Source organism: Gymnodinialimonas phycosphaerae (assembly GCF_019195455.1).
In the GTDB taxonomy this organism is placed as follows: Bacteria; Pseudomonadota; Alphaproteobacteria; order Rhodobacterales; family Rhodobacteraceae; genus Gymnodinialimonas; species Gymnodinialimonas phycosphaerae.
The window spans coordinates 2,924,298-2,946,407 of the sequence record NZ_JAIMBW010000001.1 but is presented as its reverse complement, the minus strand read 5'-3'; the positions used below and the strand labels follow the sequence as shown (position 1 = coordinate 2,946,407).

The 22,110-nt window shown below is 63.5% G+C and carries 22 protein-coding genes; 12 read left to right on the top strand and 10 right to left on the bottom strand.

The features are described 5' to 3' along the window. Positions 1-11: 11 nt before the first annotated feature. The 3 genes from purH to KUL25_RS14555 all read right to left on the bottom strand — a co-directional run bounded on the left by purH (position 12) and on the right by KUL25_RS14555 (position 4,682). On the bottom strand, positions 12-1,613 hold the full coding sequence (gene purH, locus KUL25_RS14565) for a bifunctional phosphoribosylaminoimidazolecarboxamide formyltransferase/IMP cyclohydrolase (RefSeq protein ID WP_257893589.1): 1,602 nt from the start codon (positions 1,611-1,613) through the stop codon (positions 12-14). 30 nt (positions 1,614-1,643) lie between these two features. After that, positions 1,644-3,287 (bottom strand): heparinase II/III family protein, encoded by a 1,644-nt coding sequence (locus tag KUL25_RS14560; protein WP_257893588.1) that lies wholly within the window; start codon positions 3,285-3,287, stop codon positions 1,644-1,646. Positions 3,288-3,434: 147 nt separating this feature from the next. Continuing rightward, on the bottom strand, positions 3,435-4,682 hold the full coding sequence (locus KUL25_RS14555) for an RsmB/NOP family class I SAM-dependent RNA methyltransferase (protein ID WP_257893587.1): 1,248 nt from the start codon (positions 4,680-4,682) through the stop codon (positions 3,435-3,437). Between the two features lie 74 nt (positions 4,683-4,756). On the opposite strand from KUL25_RS14555, the gene KUL25_RS14550 reads away from it, so the two are divergent. Next, a complete protein-coding gene (locus KUL25_RS14550) occupies positions 4,757-4,930 on the top strand; it encodes a DUF1674 domain-containing protein (protein WP_257893586.1) in 174 nt (57 codons plus the stop codon). A gap of 112 nt (positions 4,931-5,042) precedes the next feature. Here the strand turns inward: KUL25_RS14550 and KUL25_RS14545 are convergent, their stop codons facing one another. Together KUL25_RS14545 and dapB are read right to left on the bottom strand one after the other, a co-directional pair. Beyond that, positions 5,043-5,408 carry a dihydrodipicolinate reductase gene (locus KUL25_RS14545; protein ID WP_257893585.1) on the bottom strand — a complete coding sequence of 122 codons (366 nt, stop codon included), beginning with the start codon at positions 5,406-5,408 and terminating at the stop codon, positions 5,043-5,045. Positions 5,409-5,461: 53 nt separating this feature from the next. After that, complete coding sequence (gene dapB, locus KUL25_RS14540) at positions 5,462-6,271, bottom strand: 4-hydroxy-tetrahydrodipicolinate reductase (RefSeq protein ID WP_257893584.1); 810 nt, start codon at positions 6,269-6,271, stop codon at positions 5,462-5,464. 114 nt (positions 6,272-6,385) lie between these two features. Between dapB and rbfA the strand changes: the two genes are divergently transcribed. The 5 genes from rbfA (at position 6,386) to KUL25_RS14515 (ending at position 10,066) form a co-directional block, all read left to right on the top strand. Further along, positions 6,386-6,823, top strand: coding sequence for a 30S ribosome-binding factor RbfA (gene rbfA, locus KUL25_RS14535; RefSeq protein ID WP_257893583.1), 438 nt, complete (start codon positions 6,386-6,388; stop codon positions 6,821-6,823). After that, positions 6,820-7,599 carry a phosphodiester glycosidase family protein gene (locus KUL25_RS14530; RefSeq protein ID WP_257893582.1) on the top strand — a complete coding sequence of 260 codons (780 nt, stop codon included), beginning with the start codon at positions 6,820-6,822 and terminating at the stop codon, positions 7,597-7,599. Before rbfA ends, KUL25_RS14530 begins: the two co-directional genes overlap by 4 nt. 34 nt (positions 7,600-7,633) lie before the next feature. After that, entirely contained in the window at positions 7,634-8,539 is a 906-nt protein-coding gene (truB, locus tag KUL25_RS14525) for a tRNA pseudouridine(55) synthase TruB (RefSeq protein WP_257893581.1), read from the top strand. 132 nt (positions 8,540-8,671) lie between these two features. Next, positions 8,672-9,181, top strand: a complete 510-nt coding sequence (locus KUL25_RS14520) for a DUF1643 domain-containing protein (protein ID WP_257893580.1) — start codon at positions 8,672-8,674, stop codon at positions 9,179-9,181. A 3-nt stretch (positions 9,182-9,184) separates the two neighbouring features. Continuing rightward, entirely contained in the window at positions 9,185-10,066 is an 882-nt protein-coding gene (locus KUL25_RS14515) for an alpha/beta fold hydrolase (protein WP_257893579.1), read from the top strand. Positions 10,067-10,078: 12 nt separating this feature from the next. Here KUL25_RS14515 and KUL25_RS14510 read toward each other — a convergent pair whose 3' ends face one another. Continuing rightward, a complete protein-coding gene (locus tag KUL25_RS14510) occupies positions 10,079-11,695 on the bottom strand; it encodes a calcium-binding protein (protein WP_257893578.1) in 1,617 nt (538 codons plus the stop codon). A gap of 487 nt (positions 11,696-12,182) precedes the next feature. Here KUL25_RS14510 and rpsO point away from each other — a divergent pair, with 487 nt between their 5' ends. Next, the gene (rpsO, locus tag KUL25_RS14505) at positions 12,183-12,452 is read left to right on the top strand and encodes a 30S ribosomal protein S15 (protein WP_068360923.1); all 270 of its coding nucleotides are present in this window, start codon (positions 12,183-12,185) and stop codon (positions 12,450-12,452) included. A gap of 85 nt (positions 12,453-12,537) precedes the next feature. On the opposite strand, the gene KUL25_RS14500 is transcribed toward rpsO, so the two are convergent. Together KUL25_RS14500 and KUL25_RS14495 are read right to left on the bottom strand one after the other, a co-directional pair. After that, positions 12,538-12,855, bottom strand: coding sequence for a DUF3240 family protein (locus tag KUL25_RS14500; RefSeq protein ID WP_257893577.1), 318 nt, complete (start codon positions 12,853-12,855; stop codon positions 12,538-12,540). 13 nt (positions 12,856-12,868) lie between these two features. Further along, the gene (locus KUL25_RS14495) at positions 12,869-13,978 is read right to left on the bottom strand and encodes a sodium-dependent bicarbonate transport family permease (RefSeq protein ID WP_257893576.1); all 1,110 of its coding nucleotides are present in this window, start codon (positions 13,976-13,978) and stop codon (positions 12,869-12,871) included. A gap of 42 nt (positions 13,979-14,020) precedes the next feature. On the opposite strand from KUL25_RS14495, the gene KUL25_RS14490 reads away from it, so the two are divergent. The 4 genes from KUL25_RS14490 (at position 14,021) to KUL25_RS14475 (ending at position 19,123) form a co-directional block, all read left to right on the top strand. Continuing rightward, a complete protein-coding gene (locus tag KUL25_RS14490; RefSeq protein ID WP_257893575.1) occupies positions 14,021-14,881 on the top strand; it encodes a LysR family transcriptional regulator in 861 nt (286 codons plus the stop codon). Between the two features lie 438 nt (positions 14,882-15,319). Next, on the top strand, positions 15,320-15,868 hold the full coding sequence (locus KUL25_RS14485) for a VPLPA-CTERM sorting domain-containing protein (RefSeq protein ID WP_257893574.1): 549 nt from the start codon (positions 15,320-15,322) through the stop codon (positions 15,866-15,868). A 358-nt stretch (positions 15,869-16,226) separates the two neighbouring features. Next, a complete protein-coding gene (gene pnp, locus KUL25_RS14480; RefSeq protein WP_257893573.1) occupies positions 16,227-18,350 on the top strand; it encodes a polyribonucleotide nucleotidyltransferase in 2,124 nt (707 codons plus the stop codon). Between the two features lie 62 nt (positions 18,351-18,412). Continuing rightward, the gene (locus tag KUL25_RS14475; RefSeq protein ID WP_257893572.1) at positions 18,413-19,123 is read left to right on the top strand and encodes a hypothetical protein; all 711 of its coding nucleotides are present in this window, start codon (positions 18,413-18,415) and stop codon (positions 19,121-19,123) included. Positions 19,124-19,131: 8 nt separating this feature from the next. On the opposite strand, the gene KUL25_RS14470 is transcribed toward KUL25_RS14475, so the two are convergent. Further along, positions 19,132-20,349 (bottom strand): cation:proton antiporter, encoded by a 1,218-nt coding sequence (locus KUL25_RS14470; RefSeq protein WP_257893571.1) that lies wholly within the window; start codon positions 20,347-20,349, stop codon positions 19,132-19,134. A 260-nt stretch (positions 20,350-20,609) separates the two neighbouring features. On the opposite strand from KUL25_RS14470, the gene KUL25_RS14465 reads away from it, so the two are divergent. Next, positions 20,610-21,227 carry a L,D-transpeptidase gene (locus KUL25_RS14465; protein WP_257893570.1) on the top strand — a complete coding sequence of 206 codons (618 nt, stop codon included), beginning with the start codon at positions 20,610-20,612 and terminating at the stop codon, positions 21,225-21,227. A 72-nt stretch (positions 21,228-21,299) separates the two neighbouring features. On the opposite strand, the gene KUL25_RS14460 is transcribed toward KUL25_RS14465, so the two are convergent. Next, entirely contained in the window at positions 21,300-21,953 is a 654-nt protein-coding gene (locus tag KUL25_RS14460; protein ID WP_068360981.1) for a peroxiredoxin, read from the bottom strand. Positions 21,954-22,110 lie beyond the last annotated feature (157 nt).

The window sequence follows — 22,110 nt, the reverse complement described above, 5'->3', positions numbered from 1 at the left end:
CGTCTCCGGGATCAGTGGCGGAAATGGCGCATGCCGGTGAAGACCATCGCAAGCCCTGCCTCATCCGCAGCCGCGATCACGTCGGCGTCGCGCATGGAGCCGCCGGGCTGGATCACCGCCGTCGCCCCCGCTTCGGCCGCCGCCAGCAATCCGTCGGCGAAGGGGAAGAACGCATCGGACGCGACCACGGATCCCTTCGCGGGTGTCTCGGCCATACCGCATTCGGTGCCCATCCGCGCCGCCTTCAGCGCCGCGATGGTGGAGCTGTCCACCCGGCTCATCTGTCCCGCGCCGATGCCCACGGTCGCGCCGCCCTTGGCGTAGATGATCGCGTTTGACTTGGTGTGTTTCGCCACGGTCCAGGCGAAGCGCAGATCGGCCAGTTCCTGGGCAGACGGCGCGCGTTTGGTGACGACCTCCAACAGGTCAGCATCCACCTGGCCGGTGTCCTTGTCCTGCACCAGAAGCCCGCCAGCCACTTGTTTGTAAGCCACCATCGGCGCGCGCGGGTCGGGCAGGCCGCCGGTCGTCAGCAGGCGCAGGTTCTTCTTGGCGGCGAAGATCGCTTTCGCCTCGTCATCTGCCTCCGGCGCGATCACCACCTCGGTGAAGATCTGCACGATCTCTTCCGCAGTGGTCGCATCCAGCCGCTGGTTCAGCGCCACGATGCCGCCGAAGGCGGACGTCCGGTCACAGTCGAAGGCGGCGCGGTAGGCGTCGACCAATGTCGCCCCGCGCGCCACGCCCGAAGGGTTGGCGTGCTTGATGATCGCGACCGCCGGGCCGTCCTCTGGCGCGAATTCCGCGACCAGCTCGAACGCCGCGTCGGTGTCGTTGATGTTGTTGTAGCTCAGCGCCTTGCCCTGATGCTGCTGCGCGGTCGCAACGCCGGGCCGCGAGGAGCCGTCGCGGTAAAACGCCGCTTTCTGGTGCGGGTTTTCGCCGTAGCGCATTTCCTGCGCCAAAGCGCCTGCGAAGGCGCGGTGCGGAGGTGTTTGAATCTCTGCCGCGCCCGCCATCCACGACGACACCGCCGCGTCATAGGCCGCCGTGCGGGCATAGGCGGCTTGCGCCATGCGCTGGCGGAAGGCGAAGGAGGTGCCCCCCCCGCGTTGAACTGCATGGGCGTCCAGTTCTTCCAGCAAACCGGCGTACTGCGACGGGTCGGTCAGCACCGAGACCGCCCCGTGGTTCTTGGCCGCCGCGCGGATCATCGCCGGGCCGCCGATATCGATATTCTCGATGCAGGTGTCATAATCCGCTCCCGCCGCCACCGTCGCCTCGAACGGATACAGGTTCACCACCAGCAGGTCGATCGCCTCGATGCCGTGTTCCTTCATCGCCGCCACGTGGGCGTCGTTGTCGCGCAGGGCCAGCAGGCCGCCATGAATCATCGGGTGCAGCGTTTTCACGCGCCCGTCCATCATTTCCGGAAAGCCCGTCACCTCGGACACATCACGCACCGCCAGCCCGGCGTCCCGCAGGGCCTTCGCGGTGCCCCCGGTGGACAGCAGGTCGACGCCGCGCGCGGCCAGATCGGTGGCAAATTCGATCAATCCGGTCTTGTCCGAAACGGACAGAAGGGCGCGGGTAAGGGGGGCGGTATCGGTCATGGAACTTCCTTCAGGTGCGTCCCCGGTGGCTTACAAGGACAGATCGGGCGCGGGCAACAGCGCAGAGGGGCGCGCGATGGACCAGCTGACAGCCGCTCCATACCCCCTGACGCGAGACGTTAAAACGATCTGTTTTGTCGCGCGGGGCTTCAGGCGGGTGGCGTCGAAATAAACCGAGGGCATGACCTCCAGCGTCGCTTCGCCGCCGTGGCGGAAGACCCAGACTTCCTCGGTCGGCAACGTCAGCGAAATCGCGGCGCCGCCCATGTCGACCTCCACCACCACATCGGGGTGCAGGTGGAACCGCGCCGCAAAGCGCAGCCCGACGTCCGAGGGGAGGTTGCGGTTGACCCGGGTAAAGCGGTCCCGGTCGTTGCCATCCAGCGCCGCAAGACCATCTTCACCGCGCAAAAGGTTGCCGTTGTCCTCCAACGTAAGCGATCGCAGGTGCACAAGGCCATGGGTGCGCCGCCAGCCGTCGTGGGACAGGATCAGCCCTTCGCCGCCGGTGATTTCCGAGACTTGAACCGACACGTCGCTGGGGCCTTCGTCAAACCCCTGCCGCTCCGGCGGCACGTCGGCGCCTTTCTGGGCGAAACGGGATGAGGAATACCCCTCCAGCGAAACGGTGGAATGGCTGACCGTCGCGCGCCCGGCCCTGCGCCACGCGGGGCCAAACGCGGCGCCAGATCCCGCGTTGACGATCAGCGGGTGATTGGCCGAGGCCATCTCGAACGACAGCGTCCCCGCATGGGCATTCGTCGATCCCGGCCCGATCATCGGTGGCGCGGCGTCGGTGATCACCGTCACGCGCCCCGAGGCCATGCGCGCATAGCCCATCGCCAGCCCCTTGATCCGCGAGGGCCGCACCCCCGATTGCACCAATGCCCCGATCAAACGCCCCGGCGCGCTGCGTCCGCCGCCATGGGCACGCACAAGGCTGCCATCGGCGTGGCGGAGCGCCCGCAGGGTCGGGGCGATGCGCAGGATCGCGGTGTCCACGGCCGGGTCGGCCTGCTTGCCCGTCTCGGCCATGATCTGAGCGATCCAGGTGAGCAGCACGAAGACCTCCAGCAGTTCCTCGGGGTTTCGGGTCACGATGCCGCCTTGGGCATCGATCTGCGTGGCGCATTCCTGCGCGAGGCCTTTGAGCGCCGGATCCAGCCTCGCCTCCATCCCGATGAGGGCACAGGTCGCATAGATCAAGCCGGTCAGGGCCTCGAACCGAGGCAGGCCGGGCGTGGCGCGCCGCCAGCGTTTGACCAGGAAATTGGTCTGCCGTGACAGGGCATGGTGGAACAGTCTGGTTTCAGGCGGGCGTTGGCCGTTGATCAGGAACAGCGCATGGGTGATCCAGCGGATTTGTCGGCGCCCGGTCAGATCCGCGCTCCAGCCCGGCCCCATGCCTTTGCCATAGCGGGCGACCCACTGGGCCAGCCACAGCTGCGCCGTGGCGCGGCCCTCGCCGTTCGGAAGGGCGGCCAGATCGTCGAGCCACGCGAAGCCGTGCAAGGCGGCTTCGAAGTCGTCATTGGGCGGCGTGATATCCCAGGGGCTGAGGCCCTCGGCCTCGACCAACGTGCCGCCAAGGCGAAAGTTGCCGGCCATCAACTGCCGTCCGCGCACGGCTGATCCGGGAAAGCGGGGTTCGGGCTGCCACAGGAAGCCTTGCATTCGGGGGCCCCACCCGGCAAGCCACGCGGCCCATCGGCGGCTTAACCGGGCACGCGCGCGGGTGCGCGGGCGCGGCCTTGCGGGGGACGGGGGAATCGGCTCGGACATGGGGTGCGGCTGCTTCTTGGCGGGGTCAGCGGGGGGATATCACGCGCGGCGCAGAGCGGCCATATAGAAGCCGTCCATCCCGCCGACATCCGCCCAGGTAGATGGCCAAAGGCGCAAGCCGCCCTCGGGGCTGGCCCAGTCGGTGTCCCCGCCGAGGGCTGTGGGGTCGGTTGCGATGACGCTGAGGCCGTCATGCCGTTTGAGCGCGGCAGTGACCTGGAACTCGCCCTCCACAGGCAGCAGCGAACAGGTGCAATAGACCAGCGTCCCGCCGGGCTTGAGCAGCGTCAGCGCGTGGTCGATCAGCTGCATTTGCAGCTTGGTCAGCGGCTCGACCTCCGAACCGTCCTTGACGAAAGGCAAATCTGGGTGGCGGCGGATGGTTCCGGTGGCCGAACAGGGCGCGTCCAGCAGGATGGCGTCGTAAGGGCCCACGTCTTCAGGGCCTGTGTGCTGGAAGGCATCCCCGGTCACAAGGGTCGCTGTCAGGCCAGTGCGCGCGAGGTTCTCGCTGACGCGGCGCAGGCGCGGGCCGGAAATATCCAGCGCGGTGACATCGGCCCCGGCGGCGGCCAGTTGCATCGTCTTGCCGCCGGGCGCCGCGCAGAGGTCCAGCACACGTTTGCCACGCACATCGCCCAGAAGCTTTACCGGCAAGGCGGCAGCGGCGTCCTGAACCCAGAACTTACCCTCGGCAAAGCCGGGCAGGGCGCTGATCTGCGGGTGGTTGCGCAGGCGCAGCGACCCGGTGGGCAGCACGTCCGCGCCCTCCAGCGTGAAATCCGCATCACGCGGGGTCAGGTCGATCGGTGGGGCCTTCGACTGAGCAAGCTCGATCGCCTTGATCCCCTCGGCCCCGATCCGTTTGCGCAGGGCCTTGTCCAGCCAGGGCGGCAGACGCTGCGGCGGGGCCTTGGCGAAGGCCTCCGCCCCCTCCACGGCAATCTTGCGCAGGATCGCATTCACCATGCCAGATGCCTTGCGGGTGTGGGGCTGGGTCTTGGCGATACCCACAATGTCACTGACGACGCCATGGGCGTCCTGGCCGTTCACCAGCAACTCTACCGTGCCAAGGCGCAGAAGGTTGTGCACCCCGATCTGGGGTTTGCGGGTCGTGTAGGGTTTGATCACCGCGTCCACGGCGCCCAGGTTGCGCAGCACGGTCAGCGCCAAGCGGTTGGCGCGGGCGGCCTCGGCCCCTTCGGCAGGCAAATCGACCTGACCCAGGATCTGACGCTCCCGCAGGACCGCGTTGAGCAGGATAAGGGCGGCGGGGCGCGCTTTCATGGGGCAAGATCCTTGTTCCGAGAGCTTCGGCGCGTATATCAGGTGGGCGTGACACACAAGCCGGAGGCCGTCCCATGAGCACCCCCAAAGACCTGCCCCCAGAGGCCGAGCGCGCCTTGGCCGAGGCGGAAGAGCGCCGTAAGAAGGCGAAAGCGGCCCCTATGCCGACCGAGTTGGGGGGGCGTGACGGCCCCGAACCGGTGCGATATGGCGATTGGGAACGCAAGGGCATCGCCGTCGATTTCTAGGTGCTGCCGGTGACGCCGGGCCAGATCCTTGCAAGGATCTGATCACTCCCTTGCAAGGGAGTGGGGAAAAACTCTTGCAAGAGTTTTGGGCGCCCGGATCCAGCGCCTCGGGTCAGCGGATACGGAAATCCGCGATGTCGCCGGTGCCCTGATCGGCGTGGAAACGGATGCTGTTGCCATCGACACTGACCACCTGGCAATTGCGGGCAAACAGACGATCGCCCGCGTCAAGCGTGCGGCAGAACATGCCGCCTTCCCACGTCCACGTTCCCGTGACGTCGCGCCCCAAAGCGCGGCCGGTGATCGACCCGTCGAGGGCGACGCGCAGGCTGACACCAAGGCGGCTGAGTTCGCGGCCCTGGACAAGGCCGGCGAAAGCGGCCCGATCGGTGATCCGGGCAAGGTCCGCAAAAGCGGGAGCCGCTGCGAGGAGCGACGCGAGGAGGGGCGCGGAGAAAGACGCGATGCGAAGGGGCATGATCAGCTTTCCTGTTCAGGGACGCAAAAAGGTTAGCCCACTGGTTCCCGCGATCAAGCCAGCCCCAGGACCGACATCATCGAGTAGTGCCCCGGCGCCCGGCCTTGACCCCAAAGCGCGGCCTTCAGCGCGCCGCGTGAAAAAATCGCCCTGTCTGTCGCAAGGTGCCGCAGGACGATCCGCTCGCCATCGGCGGCGAAGATCACGTCGTGCTCTCCCACAACGTCTCCGCCCCGGATCGCCGAAAAGCCGATGTCGCCGCGGCGACGCTCCCCCGTTATCCCGTCGCGGCCGCTGTCTTTCACATCAGCCAACGCCACGCCGCGCCCATGGGCGGCAGCTTCCCCCAGCATGAGGGCCGTCCCGGACGGCGCATCGACCTTGTGGCGATGGTGCGCTTCCACCACCTCGATATCGAAATCTTCGTCCAGCGCGGCGGCGACCTGTTGCGTCAGCCGCACCAGCAAATTCACGCCGAGGCTCATGTTGCCCGCCCTTACGATGCAGGCGTGCCGGGCGCAGGCATCCAGCGCCGCGATGTCCGCGTCACTCATGCCGGTCGTGCCGATCACATGAACCGCGCGGGCCTGCGCAGTCAATTTCGCGTGAGCGACCGTGGCCTCGGGCGAGGTGAAATCGATCACCGCTTGCGCCTTCACGATCGCCTCCAGCGGGTCATCCACCACGGGCACGCCGGATGCCGCGCCGCCGAGGGCTTCGCCAAGGTCAGACCCTACCCAATCGTGACCGGGGCGTTCCGTGACAGCCACCAGATGCGCACGGTCCGATGCGTTTACCGTCTCGATCAACATCCGGCCCATGCGGCCCGACGCCCCCATCACAGCTATGCCTATCGTGTCCATTTTCGCCTCCATCAACGTCACAAACGGTCGTAACGGAACCTTGCGAGACAAGAAAGCGCCAGCTTGCAGGAAGTGCCCTCATGGCCTACCTCTGGGGTAAGGGGAATTCGAGCCATGGCACGCAGTAAGAACCAGAACGGTCCAAGCAAGTCGCAGCGACAGCTTCGGGTCGGCGAATTGATCCGTCGCACGTTGTCGACGGTATTGGCGCGGGGCGAGGTCCATGACCCGGTCCTGAATGCGATGTCGATCACGGTAGGCGAGGTGCGCACCTCATCGGATCTGAAGATCGCAACGGTCTACGTGATGCCCCTGGGCGGCGCGGGCAAGGAAGAGGCGATCGAAGCGCTCAAGCGCAACAAGTTCGAGCTGCGTCGGCTTCTGGGCAAGGACCTGACGCTGAAATACCTGCCGGATTTGCGCTTCGTGATCGACCAGACGTTTGACCAGATGGATGCCACCCGCGAGATGCTGTCGCGCGCCGAAGTGCGCCGCGACGTGGAACTTGTCCGCGACGAAGACGAGACTGGGGATGAGGAGGGCTCTGCATGATCCGCGCGATCGCCCTGTTGACCTTCCTCTTCGCCCCGACCATCAGCGGCGCCCAGTGTGAAACGGTGCTGTTTGACGGCGCCGAGTTCACCGCCTGCGAAGTCGAGATGGCAGAGGCCGATGTCCGCCTTTTCCTGCGCGATGAGGCCGGAACCGTTCTGGGCACCTTCGGCCGTGTGGATAGCGTGTTGCCCGAGGGCGCGCGCCTCGCCATCGCGATGAATGCGGGCATGTTTCACGAAGACCGCTCTCCGGTGGGGCTCTACGTCGAGGACGGAGAGCAGGAGATGCGGATCATCACCTCGGATGGGCCGGGCAATTTCGGCCTGCTGCCCAATGGCGTGCTGTGCCTGGACGAGGGCGCGGCGTCGGTGATCGAAAGCCGCACGTTCGAAGAAAGCCCGCCGTCCTGCCGCCATGCCACGCAGTCGGGGCCGATGCTGGTGATCGACGGCGCATTGCACCCCCGCTTCCTGCCCGACAGCGACAGCTACAACATCCGCAACGGAGTTGGCGTGAACGCGTCAGGCGACCGGATGTGGATGGTGATCTCGGACCAGGCGGTCAACTTCCACCATTTCGCGCGGTTCTTCCGTGATTACCTGCAAACGCCCAACGCGTTGTACTTCGATGGCCGTGTCTCGCGTCTGCATGCGCCTGAAATCGGCCGCTCGGACCTTGGGTTTCCCATCGGGCCAATTCTGGGTGTCGTCGTTGATGACCTGGTTGACCGGACCGTTGACGAGACGGTTGACGGGGGTCAAGGCGACGGGTAGCTCCGCCGGTCTGATTTGAGACGGGGGACCAGGGATGGCACGTAGAAAAAAAGGCCGCGACATTTCGGGCTGGGTGCTGGTGGACAAGCCCGCCGGGCTGACCTCCACCGCTGTGGTCAACAAGGTGCGCTGGTGCTTTGATGCCAAAAAAGCGGGCCATGCAGGCACACTGGACCCGGACGCCACGGGGATGTTGCCCATCGCCTTGGGCGAGGCCACGAAGACGATCGCTTATATGGGCGACGACCTGAAGGCCTATGAGTTCCGAGTGCGGCTGGGGATTTCCACGAAAACGGATGATGCGGAGGGGGAGGTGATCGCAACCTCGGACCTGCGCCCTTCCGATGCGGAGATCAAGGCCGCCTTGCCCGCCTTCGTGGGCGATATCCAGCAGGTGCCCCCTCAGTTTTCGGCGGTGAAGGTGGACGGTGAACGTGCCTATGACATCGCGCGCGGCGGCGGAGAGATGGAATTGGCGGCCCGGGATTTGTACGTGGAAAGCCTGTCACTGATCGGCCGCCCCGATGCGGATCATGTCGATCTGGAGTTCGTCTGCGGATCGGGTGGGTATGTACGGTCGATCGCGCGGGACCTGGGGGAGGCCTTGGGCTGCCTGGGCCATGTGCTGTGGCTGCGACGGACCTGGGTCGGGCCGTTCGATATCGAGGACTACGTCCGGTTGGACCGCGTGGAAGAGTTGGCGCGAACGGAAGAGTTGGACGCGCTGTTGCAACCTGTCGGCATGGCGCTGCACGCGCTGCCCGAGTTGCGCGCAACCGACGCAGGGGCTGCGCGGTTGCGAAACGGAAACCCCGGGGGCGTGCTGCCGGGAGAGGTGGAATACGGCGATTTGGCCTGGGCGTCCCTGAACGGGATGCCGGTGGCCGTAGGGCGGTATCGCGCCGGTGAGCTGCATCCGGAGCGTGTGTTCAATTTGTGAGGGCGGGACGGGCCGTCACACGCCGCCCGCCCGCCCACCCCGTCGTGTGACGGCCCGGCGCCCAATTGGCACTGTTTGCGGCGGTGGCAGCATTGGGTTTGCATATTTGAAGAACAAAGATGGGAGGGCGCCATGATCGAGCGGGAGCATTTGAAGGGGGATGCGGCGTCTGTGGCGGTGTATTCTGATTGTGAGCGGTATCGCTATGCGTTGACCCGGGTCTGGGATACCGGCGGAGACAGGGCGCTATTCATCATGCTGAACCCCTCGACCGCGACCGAGGTCCAGAATGACCCCACGGTAGAGCGCTGCGAGAGGCGCGCACGCGCGCTGGGGTTTGGCGCGTTTCGGGTGCTCAACATCTTTGCCTACCGCGCGACCGATCCGCGCGACATGCGGCGGGCGGAGGACCCGGTGGGGCCCGGCAATGACGCCGCGATATTGGACGGGTTGGCGTGGGGTGATCGAGTTATTTGCGCCTGGGGCACCCATGGGGAGCATCTGGGCCGGGGGCCTGCGGTGGAGGCCTTGTTGCGCGGCACCGGGCGGGAATTACTGCATTTGGGGCTATCGAAGGCGGGGCATCCGAAGCATCCATTGTACATCGGTTATGCGGTGCAGCCGCAAGTTTGGGAGGCATAGGCCATGGCGATCGAGGGGTTTGAGGCGTCGCGCATCGCGACCAACGGGATCGAATTGAGCGTGCACCGCGCCGGCGCGGGCGAGCCGCTTGTTCTACTGCATGGGTTTCCGCAGAATCACCGGTGTTGGGAGAAGATCGCGCCGCGTCTGGCCGAGCGGTTTGACGTGATCGTGCCGGATCTTCGGGGCTATGGCGACAGTGACGCGCCCGAGGGGGTTGCGGCTTACGCCAAGCGTGAGATGGCGCTTGATATCGTCGGGGTGCTGGACGCGCTGGGGCTGACGCGCGCCCATGTGCTGGGGCACGACCGGGGTGCCAGAGTGGCCTATCGTTTGGCACTGGATCACCCGGACCGCGTGAAGCGGTTGGGGATCATCGAGATTGTACCGACTGGGGATTTCTGGGCTGCATGGGACGCGGAACTTGCCCTTGCGGCATATCATTGGACCTTCCTTGCGCAGCCTGCGCCCTTGCCAGAGCGGATGATCCTGGCAGATGGCCCGGGGTATATCGATTGGACACTGGAGGCCTGGTCGAAGGCTCCGGGCCTCGGCGCCTTTGGCGCGGCGGCGTTGGAGAGCTACCGGGCCCAGGGCGCGGACCCTTTGCGTGTCGCGGCCATGTGCAACGACTATCGGGCCGGCGCCACCATTGACCGTCGCATCGACGCGGAAAGCCGCGCGGCGGGGCTGAAGATCGACGCACCGCTGCTGTTTCTCTGGGCCGCCGGTGGTTTCCCAGCGCGCACCGGAGATCCACTGGGGGTCTGGCGTGACTGGACCGCGATGGTGACAGGACAGGAAATCGACGGCTCGGGCCACTTCATGATGGAAGAGGTGCCCGAACCGGTACTGGTGGCCGTGCTGGCGCATTTCGCGGCCTGAAGTGCGGGGCGCTCAGGCCATGGCGCGCAGGTCGATCATGTTCGGGTCGAGGCCCTGCGCCCCGGCGACGCTGAGGATCACCTCGCCGTTCAGGATGATGTCGGCGCCGCTGCCATCGGCAAAGTCGAGCACTTCCAGCGTGGGATCGGGGCTTTCCTGGGGATCGAAGATGACCTCGATGCGATCCTCGGTCGGGTTGAAGTCCGTCACGTGGCCTGCGACCTCGGCGTTCTCGACGTAGGACCCGGTGATGAAGGTATCCGCGCCCGCGCCGCCATGGGCGGTGTCGCCTTGCCCGATGATCAGATGATCATCGCCGTCGCCCCCCCAGAGCACATCAGCATCATCCATGTCGGTCGCCCCATCGCCAAAGACGCCGTCCAGTGTGTCATCGCCAGAGCCGCCGTTGAGCATGTCCGCGCCCATGCCGCCTTGCAGGAAGTCATCGGCCGCGCCGCCGTAGAGCACATCATCGCCATCGCCGCCGAACAGCAGGTCACGATCACCGCCGCCGTCAAGGGTGTCATGCCCCTCGCCACCATCGAGGAAGTCAACGCCCGCGTTGCCCTGCAGGTCGTCATTACCGGTATCGCCATGCATTTCGTCATTGCCGGCGCCTGCCATCAGCGTGTCATCGCCTTCATCCCCGAAGAGGGCATCCTGACCGTCCCCGCCGGTGATCATCTCGTCGTTGAGCGACCCGGTCAGCGCATCATCGCCGCCGGTGCCGAAGGCATCATCGATGCCCGCGCGGGCATCCAGCATTTCCTCGGCACCGCCAATATCGGTGAGCGTGCCTGTCACCTGATCCAACAGCGCGTCGATGGTAATATCATCGGGCAGCAGGGGCGTCAGGTTGGTGATCTGCGTGAGGGGTTCGGATGTGTTGGCATCGTGCGCATCGGTCGGCGTGTTAGAGGTGGGGGACGTCGCAGGCCCCTCGGCATCGGCGGCCTCTGCTTCCTGCGCAAGGGTCTGGGTCAGCGGCCCGGTCAGGTCGCCCCCGCGTTCCAGGTCGGCCGTCTTGGCGGCATCCGGTTGCTCCTGCGGCTCCAGATCGCTTTCATTGCCGCCCATGACAATGCGGACGTGGTCTGGGGTCATGCCCTCGGCCCCTTCCACCATTGTGACGGGCAGGCCATTGGCGAAGACGATGTTGGCGTCTTCTGCGGGGTCGTATTCGACAGCGATTTCGGGGCTGTCGGCGTCCACGCCATCGAATTCCAGAACGAGGGTATCGGTGGCCGGATCGAAGCCATCGACATAGGCGACGTCCTCGCCGCTTTCGACCGTCGTGAAGGTGTTGATTTCAAGGAAATCGACGGGGGAGGCAGCGGCTTCGGCATCTTCCCAAGCGCTGTCGGCCCCGGTTTCTTCGGCGTCCTCGCCTTCGATGTCGAGCGCTTCCAGGTACAACGGATCGTCATCGGGATCGATCGCGTCGAGGGGCGTGTACGAAAGCGCCGGGTCAGAGGCATCAGCAGGTGGATCATTGGCCGACAGAAGATCTATCAGTCCATCGCCGTCACCGGATTCGTCCGACATGTCGCCGTCGTTCCCGATATCGGGCGAGGTGTCATCGGCTTCTTCATCGGCTGGGTTCACAAACCCATCGACAGCCAACCCCATCAGGAGCAGAGCAAGTACACTTCCGGCGACGATCATGGCGGATCCCTCGGGTTTTCCGGTCTACAAGTTGACAGCGGGCAATTGAGTTGCGGGCATTCGACGTACAGGCGGCCGCAACACTGCAGCGAGCCTGGCCCATGCCTTCTGGCAACAACCGGATGATCTTGCGGAAGGTCGCTTGAAGTTGCGGCCTTGCGCAGGGGAGATCACCTGATGATCCTTTTCTACGGACAAGGCCTTATCGAAAGCTAAAGCCCCGCCCCCTTGCTACCAAAGATTTCAACCAAATTCGTAATAAATCTTCATGAATGGTTAACGTATCCCGAGGGGCACAGGGCGCCCCTGACTGCGGGGGGTTCCCTCACGGCGCGATTCGGTGTAGCTGCCCGCATCTGCATCAGGCGCAAGCCTGTGCGGACCCTCCATGGGCCTTGCTGGACGACATCCCGGCCTGCGCCATAACCCTTTAATCCGCAAGGAGACCCCGATGTCGATTACGCCAGAAGAAAAAGCACGTCTGATGAAGGAATTCGCCACCAAAGAAGGCGATACCGGCTCCCCTGAAGTTCAGGTTGCCATTCTCACCAGCCGCATCTCGACCCTGACCGAGCACTTCAAGAGCCACAAGAAAGACAACCACTCCCGTCGTGGTTTGTTGATGATGGTTGCGCAGCGCCGGAAACTTCTCGACTACACCCGCGCCAAGGATGAGGCCCGCTACCAGGACCTGATCAAGCGTCTGGGCATTCGCCGCTAAACGCCGCGAACTTCCAATACGTCAGAGCGCCCGTGCAGAGATGCCGGGCGCTCTTTCTGTTTTTGGGACCCGAGGGCGGAAGGCGCTATACCGCGAACTTGTGCGGGCGCAGGATTTCCACCGGTTCGATATAGGCGATGCCCGAGTAATGGGCGAAGTAGCGATCGGCGACGGCGGTGATGATCGCTTCGGCCTGCGCCCGGTCGCTGACGATGGCCTCGATCTTGACGTTAGACATCACGCCGCCGATGCCGGGCCGGTTCGCACTGCGCTTGCCACGGCTGCCTTTGCCGCCTGCGTCGGTGTGGGTGAAGCCGGTGGCGCCGCCCGCTTCGATCAGCGCGGTGACGCCGTCCAGGATGCTGCGTTCGGTGATCAGGACCAGTTTGGTTGCATCATACATGGGTGCGCCTCCTTCAAGAGCCGATGAATGTGTTGGCCAGCACGATCCACAGCGGGATCGACAGGATTGCCACGGGGGTGCCCAGGCCGGTGGACGCCCCGAGATAGGCCGAGGGGTTCGCCTCGGGCAGCGCACCGCGCATGGTGGGTGGCCCTGAGATGTCGGAACTGGACGCCGCCATGACTGATAGTAGCACCACGCCGCCCGCAGAGAATCCCGTGGTTGCATGGATCACAAGCCCGACCCCGAAGCCTAGGGCCCCGTGCACCAGCGGTGCCGTCAAGCCATAGAGGATATAGGCGTGGGCCACTTTCCTGAGTTCCGAAAGCCGCGACCACGCTTCCATCCCCATCACCAGCATCAGGATCGACAGCAGCCCGCGAAACAGCGGCTCGTAGAAGCTTTCGAAAACGCTTTCGGGCCGGGTGAAGATGCCAAGGGCAAGGCCAAGCACCAGCGCCGAGATGGCGGGGCTGCGGAAGGTGTCCACCAGAATGGTCTTGACCATCTGGCCGTCGAAGCCGGGTCCACTGCCGCCGCCGCCCATGGTGGCTGTGCCACCCGCGTTGACCGTCGCGGCAAGTTTGCGGTCAGCGGCCAGCCGCGCCAGAACAATGGCGGTCACAAGGGCGGCGATGTCCATGAAGGGATAAAGCGCGCCGATGAACCCCTCGTAGGCCATGCCTTCCTCGTCCAGCATCGCCATGCCCGCCGCGAGGGTGGAGGCCGAAACCGCGCCGAACAGACCTGCCGTGGCCATCCCGTCCATATGCGAGACACCGCGCAGCTTCGCGATGGTCCGCGACCCCAGCAGGACGATGGCAATCCCCAGAAACGCGGCACCAAGGGCGGGCACGGCCAGTTCGATCAAATTGGCCTCGCGTACGGAAATCCCGGCGCTAAGGCCCACCTTCAGCAGCAGAAGGACAACAATGAACTTGTAGACCGGATCGGGGATTTCGAATTTCGAGTTGAAGGCCGCCAGGACCATACCGCCGATCAGGAACGCGAGGGTCGGCTTTTGGATCTGTTCGATCATGGTCATGAGAATGTCGACGGCAAGGTCCATCACGTGTCCTTCCAGGGCTGTTGCGGACCCATGTAGCGAGGCGGCATTGCTCATAAAAATATATCTTTTGCATGGAGGTGTTCTATTAATAAGAACATGATGCATCTGAACTATCACCACCTGCGGCATTTCCGAGAGGTCGCCCACGAGGGCAACCTGACCCGCGCCGCCGAGAAGCTGAACGTGGCGCAATCTGCACTGTCTGTGCAGATCCGTGCGTTGGAAGACCGCCTTGGCCATCCGTTGTTCGAGCGGATCGGGCGTCGGTTGGAGTTGACCGAGGTGGGGCGCATCGCGCTGGATCACGCGGACCGGATCTTTGAGACGGGGCAAGAGCTTCTGACGACGCTTAGCGGGGCGGGCAGCGTTGTCCCGCCGTTTCGGGTGGGCGCGGCCTCGACCCTGTCGCGCAACTTCCAGTTGCAGTTCTTGCGGCCGGCCTTGCAGGCGGCGGCTCCGATCGTGCTGAGTTCCGGCCCCGACGCGGTGCTGCTGGATAGCCTCAAGGCGATGTCGCTGGATGTCGTGCTGTCCACGGAACCCCCAAGGCAGGCCGTGGGGGCCGACTTGATCGCCCATCGCCTCGATGCGCAAGCCGTTGGCCTGCATGGCACCCCCGAACGGCTGACCCACGCGACACTGCAACAGCTTTTGGCGGCAGAGCCGTTCATCATCCCGACGGACCCCACCATTCGCGCCGGGTTCACCGCCCTTTCGGCGCAATATGGGGTGATGCCCACGATCATCGCGGATGTCGATGACATGGCGATGGTGCGTCTTCTGGCCCGCGAAGGGGTGGGTGTGGCCGTCGCCCCTGCGGTGGTGTTGCGCGATGAACTTTCATCGGGCTTGCTGGCGACCGCGCCCTTCACGCTCGACATTCAGGAAAGCTTCTTCGCGATCACCCTGCGGCGCAGCTTCCCGCACCCGCTTTTGGCGGGGCTTCTATCCGCCTGATGCCCGCGCCGATGATGGGGCCGATATCCGGACGTGATCAACTGCCTGGAAATCGGTGTCAATCTGGACTGGAAGGGGGTTGCCTTGGAGCCGCCCTTTATTGTTAGCGCTCAGGGCTGCTCAAGCTTGAGCAGGTGGGTTAAGCTGCTGATGAATAATGATTATGGGGATTTTCTTAATCTTTTGTAAAGGTGAGCATCGGCCGTTGTGCCGTTGTGACGTCGAGGGTTTGGGCGCAGTTTTCTGGCATGCGCCTGGGCAAAAACCGCCAACCGCTCTTTTGCGATTGGACCGGAAGAAATCAGCCGAGAAATCCAAATTCGTTTTGCAGAGGCGACAAACTGCAATGAATTAGGCTAAAGTCCCCGTCATTGATCAAATGTCATCATTTTCGGGCGTTGCCACCAGGTCGCCTTTTTTCACGGGGAACTGAGCACCATGAAACTCAAATATTTATTCACCGCCCTTATCCTGTCCTGCGGACTATCAACCGGAGCGATGGCGACAACATTCAACTTTTCGACAACAGTGGCGACGTGGCCCGACGCAACTAACCCGAGTGCTGATCTTGAAGACCTCACGATTGCATTTGCGGCAACGCCCGATGCGTCAAGCGATGCGACGGTCAGTCTTACCGTTGTTGGGGATTTCAACGGCTCGAATGAGTTTTTGGATGTATTTGCCGACGGGTTCAATCTGGGCCGGTTCTTCGAAACGCCGACCGGCTCGATCCTCGTGGCACCTGGGGTCACAGAGACAGCCACGATTGCGTTGGCCGACCTCTTGCCGCTGATCAGTGACGGGTTACTCTCTTTCCTGTTTTCTCCAACGCAAGCACAGCAGGCGCCCCAAGGTGTGAACGCGTCATTAGAGTTCAGTATTTCCTATGATATTGCTGTCATTCCCCTGCCCGCCGGCGGTCTGCTTCTTGTCGCGGGTCTTGGTGGCCTTGCCGCACTTGGACGTCGGAAAAGGCGCGCAGCCTAGCGTCGTCTCGTTCAATCCATCCTGAGACTGCATCCCCCTACACAGGGGATGCGGCACAAGGGGCGTTGGTCAATCCGATGTCCCTTGAGGTTTCCATGGGCGACTTCGCATTGATGCACAGGCGACAACGGCGGCGGTGGGCAGCATAGGGCTGCACAGCACGTGCCTTCCGGCCAGGTCATTTCGTCCCCAACCTCCCGGCTTCCCAAACCTGCAAAACTCCTGTATGGCCCGCACATCTGAGACGTGACGCCCTGACCCCGGCGCATGGAATGATAGGGGGGTCGGCGGCAATGGGGCCGCCATATGGATGAGGGACGCGGCAGGGGCCGCGAGAGCCCTCGAATAGGAAACGTAGATGTTCAACATTGTTAAGAAAGAGATCCAGTGGGGCGAAGAGACGCTGACACTGGAAACGGGCCGTGTGGCTCGTCAGGCCGATGGGTCTGTTATTGCGACGCTTGGCGAAACCAGCGTCATGGCGAATGTGACGTTCGCGAAAGCTCCGAAACCGGGAATGGATTTCTTCCCGCTGACGGTGCACTACCAGGAAAAGTATTACGCGGCCGGTAAAGTCCCCGGTGGTTTCTTCAAGCGTGAGGCCCGCCCCACCGAGAAAGAAACCCTGACCGCGCGTCTGATCGACCGTCCGATCCGCCCGCTGTTCGTCCCCGGTTTCAAGAACGAAACCCTGGTGATGTGCACCGTGCTGTCGCACGATCTGGTCAACGATCCCGACATGGTCGCGATGATCGCCGCTTCCGCCGCGCTGACGATTTCCGGCGCGCCGTTCCGTGGCCCGATCGCGGGCTGCCGCGTGGGTTTTGAGGATGGCGAATACATCCTGAACCCCGAGATCGACGACATGCACGATCTGCGCAATAACCCCGATCAGCGCCTTGATCTGGTTGTGGCTGGCACCAAAGACGCCGTCATGATGGTGGAATCGGAAGCCTATGAGCTGTCCGAGTCTGAGATGCTGGGTGCGGTGAAATTCGCCCACGACAGCATTCAGCCCGTCATTGACCTGATCATCGATCTGGCCGAAGACGCCGCGAAAGAGCCGTTCCACTTCGAGGCCCCCGATTATTCGGAGCTGTTTGAAGTGATCCGCGCCGCTGGCGAAGCGAAGATGCGCGAAGCCTATGCGATTTCCGACAAGCTGGAGCGTCAGGCGGCCGTGTCTGCCGTGAAGGAAGGCGTGAAGGAAGGCCTGAGCGAAGAGCAGTTGGAAGATCCCAACCTTTCCGCTGCGCTGAAGAAGCTGGAATCCACGGTTCTGCGGTCTGATGTCGTGAAGAACGGCCGTCGTATCGACGGGCGTGCGCTGGACGAGATCCGCGATATCGTCTCAGAAACCAAGGTTCTGCCGCGTACGCACGGTTCTGCCCTGTTCACCCGTGGTGAAACCCAGGCGCTTTGCGTGACCACACTGGGCACCGGCGACGATGAGCAGTTCATCGACGCGCTGCACGGCAACTTCAAATCCAACTTCCTGCTGCACTACAACTTCCCCCCCTACTCGGTGGGTGAAGCCGGTCGCGTGGGCCCTCCGGGTCGTCGCGAAATCGGGCACGGTAAGCTGGCTTGGCGTGCGTTGCAGGCGGTTCTGCCTGCGGCAACCGACTTCCCCTACACCGTGCGTGTGGTCTCGGAAATTACCGAATCCAACGGCTCGTCCTCCATGGCGTCCGTTTGCGGTGGCTCCCTGTCGATGATGGACGCGGGCGTTCCGCTGAAAGCGGCTGTCGCTGGCGTTGCCATGGGTCTGGTGCTGGAAGAAGACGGCTCTTACGGGATCCTGTCGGACATTCTGGGTGACGAAGATCACCTGGGCGACATGGACTTCAAGGTGGCCGGTACGGAAGCGGGGATCACCTCCTTGCAGATGGACATCAAGGTCGCCGGCATCACGCAGGAGATCATGGAGAAAGCATTGGAGCAGGCGAAAGCCGGCCGTTTGCATATCCTCGGTGAGATGGCCAAAGCGGCCACCGAAGCCGGTGAATTCTCTGAGCATGCGCCGCGTATCGAGACGATGCAGATCCCGACCGACAAGATCCGTGAAGTGATCGGGTCCGGTGGTAAGGTCATCCGCGAGATCGTGGAAGTCTCTGGCGCCAAGGTCGACATCAACGACGAAGGCATCATCAAGATCGCCAGCCCCAACGGGGAAGCTATCCAGAAGGCCTATGACATGATCCATTCGATCGTGGCAGAGCCCGAGGAAGGCAAGATCTACAAGGGCAAGGTCGTGAAGATCGTCGATTTCGGCGCCTTCGTGAACTTCTTCGGCAAGCGCGACGGCCTGGTGCACGTGTCCCAGATCAAGAACGAGCGGCTGAACCACCCCTCTGACGTCCTCTCCGAGGGGCAAGAGGTTTGGGTCAAGCTGCTTGGGTTTGACGATCGCGGCAAGGTTCGCCTGGCCATGAAGATGGTTGACCAGGAAACCGGCCAAGAAGCGGCCGCAGCCGAGTAATGACAGGACGTCTGCCCGGAACCCGCTTCCAGGATAAGTGGACGGCCTGACAACTCAAGGCGATGGCGAGGTATCACCTCGGCATCGCCAAACACCCATTCATCCACATTCCCAAGAATGGCGGCATGACGATCCGGAACTCGGCCGTGCTGCGCAAACGGTTGGTGTTTGCAGACCCTTATTTCCATATCTCACCCGCCTACACCCGTGAACTGGCCGAAGTCATGGCCGCAGGCGGCTACCATCACGGCAACCAGCACGCGCGGCTGATCGACATTCACCCGACTGTGCGCGCAAGGCTGCAACCGGTGGCGATTGTCTGCAATCCTTGGAAACGCACGTTCTCTCGATTCACGTATCTGATGAAGGCTCACAAGGAAGCGGGCGAGCCTGTGGACTATTCGCCCGAAAGCTTTGAGCGGTTTCTGGAGCAGCGCCACGACTTCGGCGGGCGCAAGTTCTACTGGCACCGTGCGATTGCGGGCTGGTATCCGCAGGTGGATTACGTTCAGGACGAAACCGGCACCGTCGCCTGCGATATCCTGCGGCTAGAGGCACTGGATGCCGACGTCGCGGCCTATTTCGGGGTCACGAACCTGCGTCGCAAGAACGATTCTGGCACCGCAGCCACCTCGTATACCGAGGTTTATACGGATCGCACGATTCAGATCGTGGCCGACTGGTACGCCCGGGACATCGACACCTTCGGATTCGATTTCATCGGCGGCGCGAAACGAAATACCCTGTTCGGGACGCAGACGCACGGCGCGTGAGTGCCGCGTCAGGGCTTGGTGCGGCGCGCGATGCGCTTGGCCAGCGGGGTGGCGCTGATCCCGTGAAGCAGGACCGACAGCGCGACGGTCAGCGAGACGCAGGCCAGAAGCTCTCCTTCCGCAGGCAATTCGAATTCATCCATCATGATGAGGGTGAACAGGATCGACGCGAGGCCACGCGGGCCGAACCAGCCCAGGAAAAGTTTCTCCCGCACCGCCAAGCCCGTGCCTGTCAGCGACAAAAAGATCGGCAAAACGCGCACCAGGGTCAGGAACGACAGGGCTATGAGGCAGGTGGACCACGTGAAGTGGGACAGGCCATCGGGCAGCATCAGGGCGCCGAACATGAGGAATGCCGCCATGGTCAGAAGCTGTCCCGCGCCCTCCATGAATTCGCTGATGAAGTGGATGTCGTGGCGGTAGGTGTTGCCGAAGACCGCGCCCGCGACGAAGGCGGCGATGAAGCCGTTTCCGTTGATCAGCTCTGCCGCGAGGAAACAGATCAGGGCCGTGCACAGGAAGACGATGCCCTCGGCGCTTTCGACGATCCAGTCGCGCCGCTGCGCGACGTCCAGCGCCCGGGCTGCGCCCCATCCCACCGCGATGCCCACCAGCGGCCCAAGTACAAGCTGTGTGGCGGCCTGAAGGGCCAACCCGTCGGTGCTTTGCATTGCGCTGGAGGCCAGGACCGCGCCCAACAGGACAAAGGGCAGCGCGAGGCCGTCGTTCAGCCCGCTTTCGACGTTGATCGATTGGCTCAGGATCTCGGGCACATCGGGGCTGGAAACCACACTTTGGCCAAGCGCGGCATCGGTGGGGGTCAGCAGGGCTGCCGTCAGAAAGGCCAAGGCCAAACCACCCTCGGGGAAAATGACGAACACCACGAGCGTGCCCAGGGCGATGGTGGCGGGCATTCCCAGGATCAGCATCCGTAGGGGAATCGTGAAACTGGTCTTCAACTGCGCAAACCGGACATGACTGGCATCGGCAAAGAGGACCAGGACCAGCGTCACCTCGGCCAGAAGGCGCACCGAGCCTCGCAACTCGACCGGGGTGCCGAAGACTTGGGTTGCAGGCGCGAAAAGGTAGCCGATGGCCACGAAAAGCAGGGGCAACGTCAGAATCGTCCTGGAGATCGCCTTGCTGAGCAGTGAATAGGCCATCGCGCACAGCAAGACGCCCAGAATGACAGATTCGAGGGAAGAGGGGGCGTGATCCATGGCCATTTCTGTTGGCGGACCCCGAAAAGCGCAAGGCTTCAACGCGATTTGCCGCCTGCGGCCGGTATGGGGGCCTTGGCCTTCGGGGCGACTAGTGTGTCGAAATTACCCGGTTCAGGCGAAGAATCGCACCCAGAGGCAAAGGATAGAGGATTTCCTTACGCAGATGTGACCAGAAGCGTACCCTTGGGGACTTGTCCACAGGTGCCTGGGTTGAAACATTAGCCTTAGTGATTCCATACAAAGACCGTTTAGGACCGAATATAATGCTGACCCGCCGCCATTTCATCATTACGACAACGACGCTGTTTTCAGGCGCGCTTGCTGCGCCTGCTTTCGCGCAGGATGCCGTGGGGATCGAGATTGACGAGCCGGCGGACACCGTTTTGGCGGGACCCAACCCCTGGGGCCTGCATGAGCGTTTCATGCCCACACGCGTGGCAGCCAACGGCGGATTGAACGTTGGCGACATTCACGTCGATCCAACGGCGCGGTTCCTGTACCACATCGAAGCGGGCGGCACGGCCATGCGCTATGGCGTGGCCGTGGGCCGCGCGGGCCTGTACCAGCCCGGCAACTTCCGCATCCAGCGGGTGGTCGAATGGCCGTCCTGGACGCCCACCGCCAACATGATCGCGCGCGAGCCCGAGGTTTATGCCCAATACGCGGGCGGCGTGCCCGGCGGCCCCGATAACCCCTTGGGTGCCCGCGCGCTGTACCTCTATGCCGGGGGACGCGATACATATCTGCGCATCCACGGCACACCGCAGCCGTGGTCGATCGGCACCTCTGCCTCGTCGGGCTGTGTGCGTCTGGTCAACGACCATGTGATCCAACTGGCCGAGAACGTGCGCACCGGCAGCCGCGCGGTTCTGCACAGCTAAGCCGCAACGATCTGCGACACGAAAAAGCCCCGACCGATTGGCCGGGGCTTTTGTTTGTCTGTGGTGTCGGCGTCAGCCCGGAAGCTTCGCCATCCTCAGGTAGGGCAGCTTGGTGTCGATGGCGCCGTACTTTGCGATTGCGTCCTCGTCAGAGACACCCATGGGCACGACGACGTCCTGGCCGGGAGTCCAGTTGGCAGGCGTTGCCACGTTTTCCTTGGCCGCCGTCTGCAAGCCATCCAGCGCGCGCAACACCTCGGCGAAGTTGCGGCCGACGTTCATCGGGTAGGTCATCGACAGTTTCAGCTGCTTGTCCGGCCCGATGATGAACACGGCGCGCACGGTGGCGGTGTCGGCAGGGGTGCGGCCGTCGGGCAGATAGGCCTCGGCAGGAAGCATGTCGAAGGCCTTGGACAGCGCCAGATCGGTGTCGGCGACAATCGGGAACGTCGCCTTGGCGCCACCAACGGCTTCGATGTCCGTCTTCCACTTCTTGTGCTCTTCCACACCGTCCACGGAGATGCCCATCACCTTGGTGTTGCGCTTGGCCCATTCATCGGCCAGTTGCGCCACGGCGCCGAACTCGGTCGTGCAGACGGGGGTAAAATCCTTGGGGTGTGAGAACAGGATCGCCCACTGGTCGCCCACGAAGTCGTGGAGCGTGGTGGTGCCCTGATCGGTTTCGACCGTGATGTTCGGAATTTCGTCGTTGATGCGCAGGCCCATGGGGTGCTCTCCTTCTGCCGTCAGATGTGTTTCATCGCGGAACCTAAGCATTCTGCGCCGGGATAACAGTGACAGTGTCACACAAAAGTGGTGAAATTCGCGTGCAGGGACGTGGGGCGGACGCGTGTTCTGCCGATCGCGGGCCCTTGGTCCAGGG

What these genes read in the sequence shown, in the direction of transcription:
- purH (WP_257893589.1), bottom strand. Translation starts at nt 1,613, where the DNA reads ATGACCGATACCGCCCCCCTTACCCGCGCCCTTCTGTCCGTTTCGGAC.
- KUL25_RS14560 (WP_257893588.1), bottom strand. Translation starts at nt 3,287, where the DNA reads ATGCAAGGCTTCCTGTGGCAGCCCGAACCCCGCTTTCCCGGATCAGCC.
- KUL25_RS14555 (WP_257893587.1), bottom strand. Translation starts at nt 4,682, where the DNA reads ATGAAAGCGCGCCCCGCCGCCCTTATCCTGCTCAACGCGGTCCTGCGG.
- KUL25_RS14550 (WP_257893586.1), top strand. Translation starts at nt 4,757, where the DNA reads ATGAGCACCCCCAAAGACCTGCCCCCAGAGGCCGAGCGCGCCTTGGCC.
- KUL25_RS14545 (WP_257893585.1), bottom strand. Translation starts at nt 5,408, where the DNA reads ATGCCCCTTCGCATCGCGTCTTTCTCCGCGCCCCTCCTCGCGTCGCTC.
- dapB (WP_257893584.1), bottom strand. Translation starts at nt 6,271, where the DNA reads ATGGACACGATAGGCATAGCTGTGATGGGGGCGTCGGGCCGCATGGGC.
- rbfA (WP_257893583.1), top strand. Translation starts at nt 6,386, where the DNA reads ATGGCACGCAGTAAGAACCAGAACGGTCCAAGCAAGTCGCAGCGACAG.
- KUL25_RS14530 (WP_257893582.1), top strand. Translation starts at nt 6,820, where the DNA reads ATGATCCGCGCGATCGCCCTGTTGACCTTCCTCTTCGCCCCGACCATC.
- truB (WP_257893581.1), top strand. Translation starts at nt 7,634, where the DNA reads ATGGCACGTAGAAAAAAAGGCCGCGACATTTCGGGCTGGGTGCTGGTG.
- KUL25_RS14520 (WP_257893580.1), top strand. Translation starts at nt 8,672, where the DNA reads ATGATCGAGCGGGAGCATTTGAAGGGGGATGCGGCGTCTGTGGCGGTG.
- KUL25_RS14515 (WP_257893579.1), top strand. Translation starts at nt 9,185, where the DNA reads ATGGCGATCGAGGGGTTTGAGGCGTCGCGCATCGCGACCAACGGGATC.
- KUL25_RS14510 (WP_257893578.1), bottom strand. Translation starts at nt 11,695, where the DNA reads ATGGGGTTGGCTGTCGATGGGTTTGTGAACCCAGCCGATGAAGAAGCC.
- rpsO (WP_068360923.1), top strand. Translation starts at nt 12,183, where the DNA reads ATGTCGATTACGCCAGAAGAAAAAGCACGTCTGATGAAGGAATTCGCC.
- KUL25_RS14500 (WP_257893577.1), bottom strand. Translation starts at nt 12,855, where the DNA reads ATGTATGATGCAACCAAACTGGTCCTGATCACCGAACGCAGCATCCTG.
- KUL25_RS14495 (WP_257893576.1), bottom strand. Translation starts at nt 13,978, where the DNA reads ATGAGCAATGCCGCCTCGCTACATGGGTCCGCAACAGCCCTGGAAGGA.
- KUL25_RS14490 (WP_257893575.1), top strand. Translation starts at nt 14,021, where the DNA reads ATGATGCATCTGAACTATCACCACCTGCGGCATTTCCGAGAGGTCGCC.
- KUL25_RS14485 (WP_257893574.1), top strand. Translation starts at nt 15,320, where the DNA reads ATGAAACTCAAATATTTATTCACCGCCCTTATCCTGTCCTGCGGACTA.
- pnp (WP_257893573.1), top strand. Translation starts at nt 16,227, where the DNA reads ATGTTCAACATTGTTAAGAAAGAGATCCAGTGGGGCGAAGAGACGCTG.
- KUL25_RS14475 (WP_257893572.1), top strand. Translation starts at nt 18,413, where the DNA reads ATGGCGAGGTATCACCTCGGCATCGCCAAACACCCATTCATCCACATT.
- KUL25_RS14470 (WP_257893571.1), bottom strand. Translation starts at nt 20,349, where the DNA reads ATGGCCATGGATCACGCCCCCTCTTCCCTCGAATCTGTCATTCTGGGC.
- KUL25_RS14465 (WP_257893570.1), top strand. Translation starts at nt 20,610, where the DNA reads ATGCTGACCCGCCGCCATTTCATCATTACGACAACGACGCTGTTTTCA.
- KUL25_RS14460 (WP_068360981.1), bottom strand. Translation starts at nt 21,953, where the DNA reads ATGGGCCTGCGCATCAACGACGAAATTCCGAACATCACGGTCGAAACC.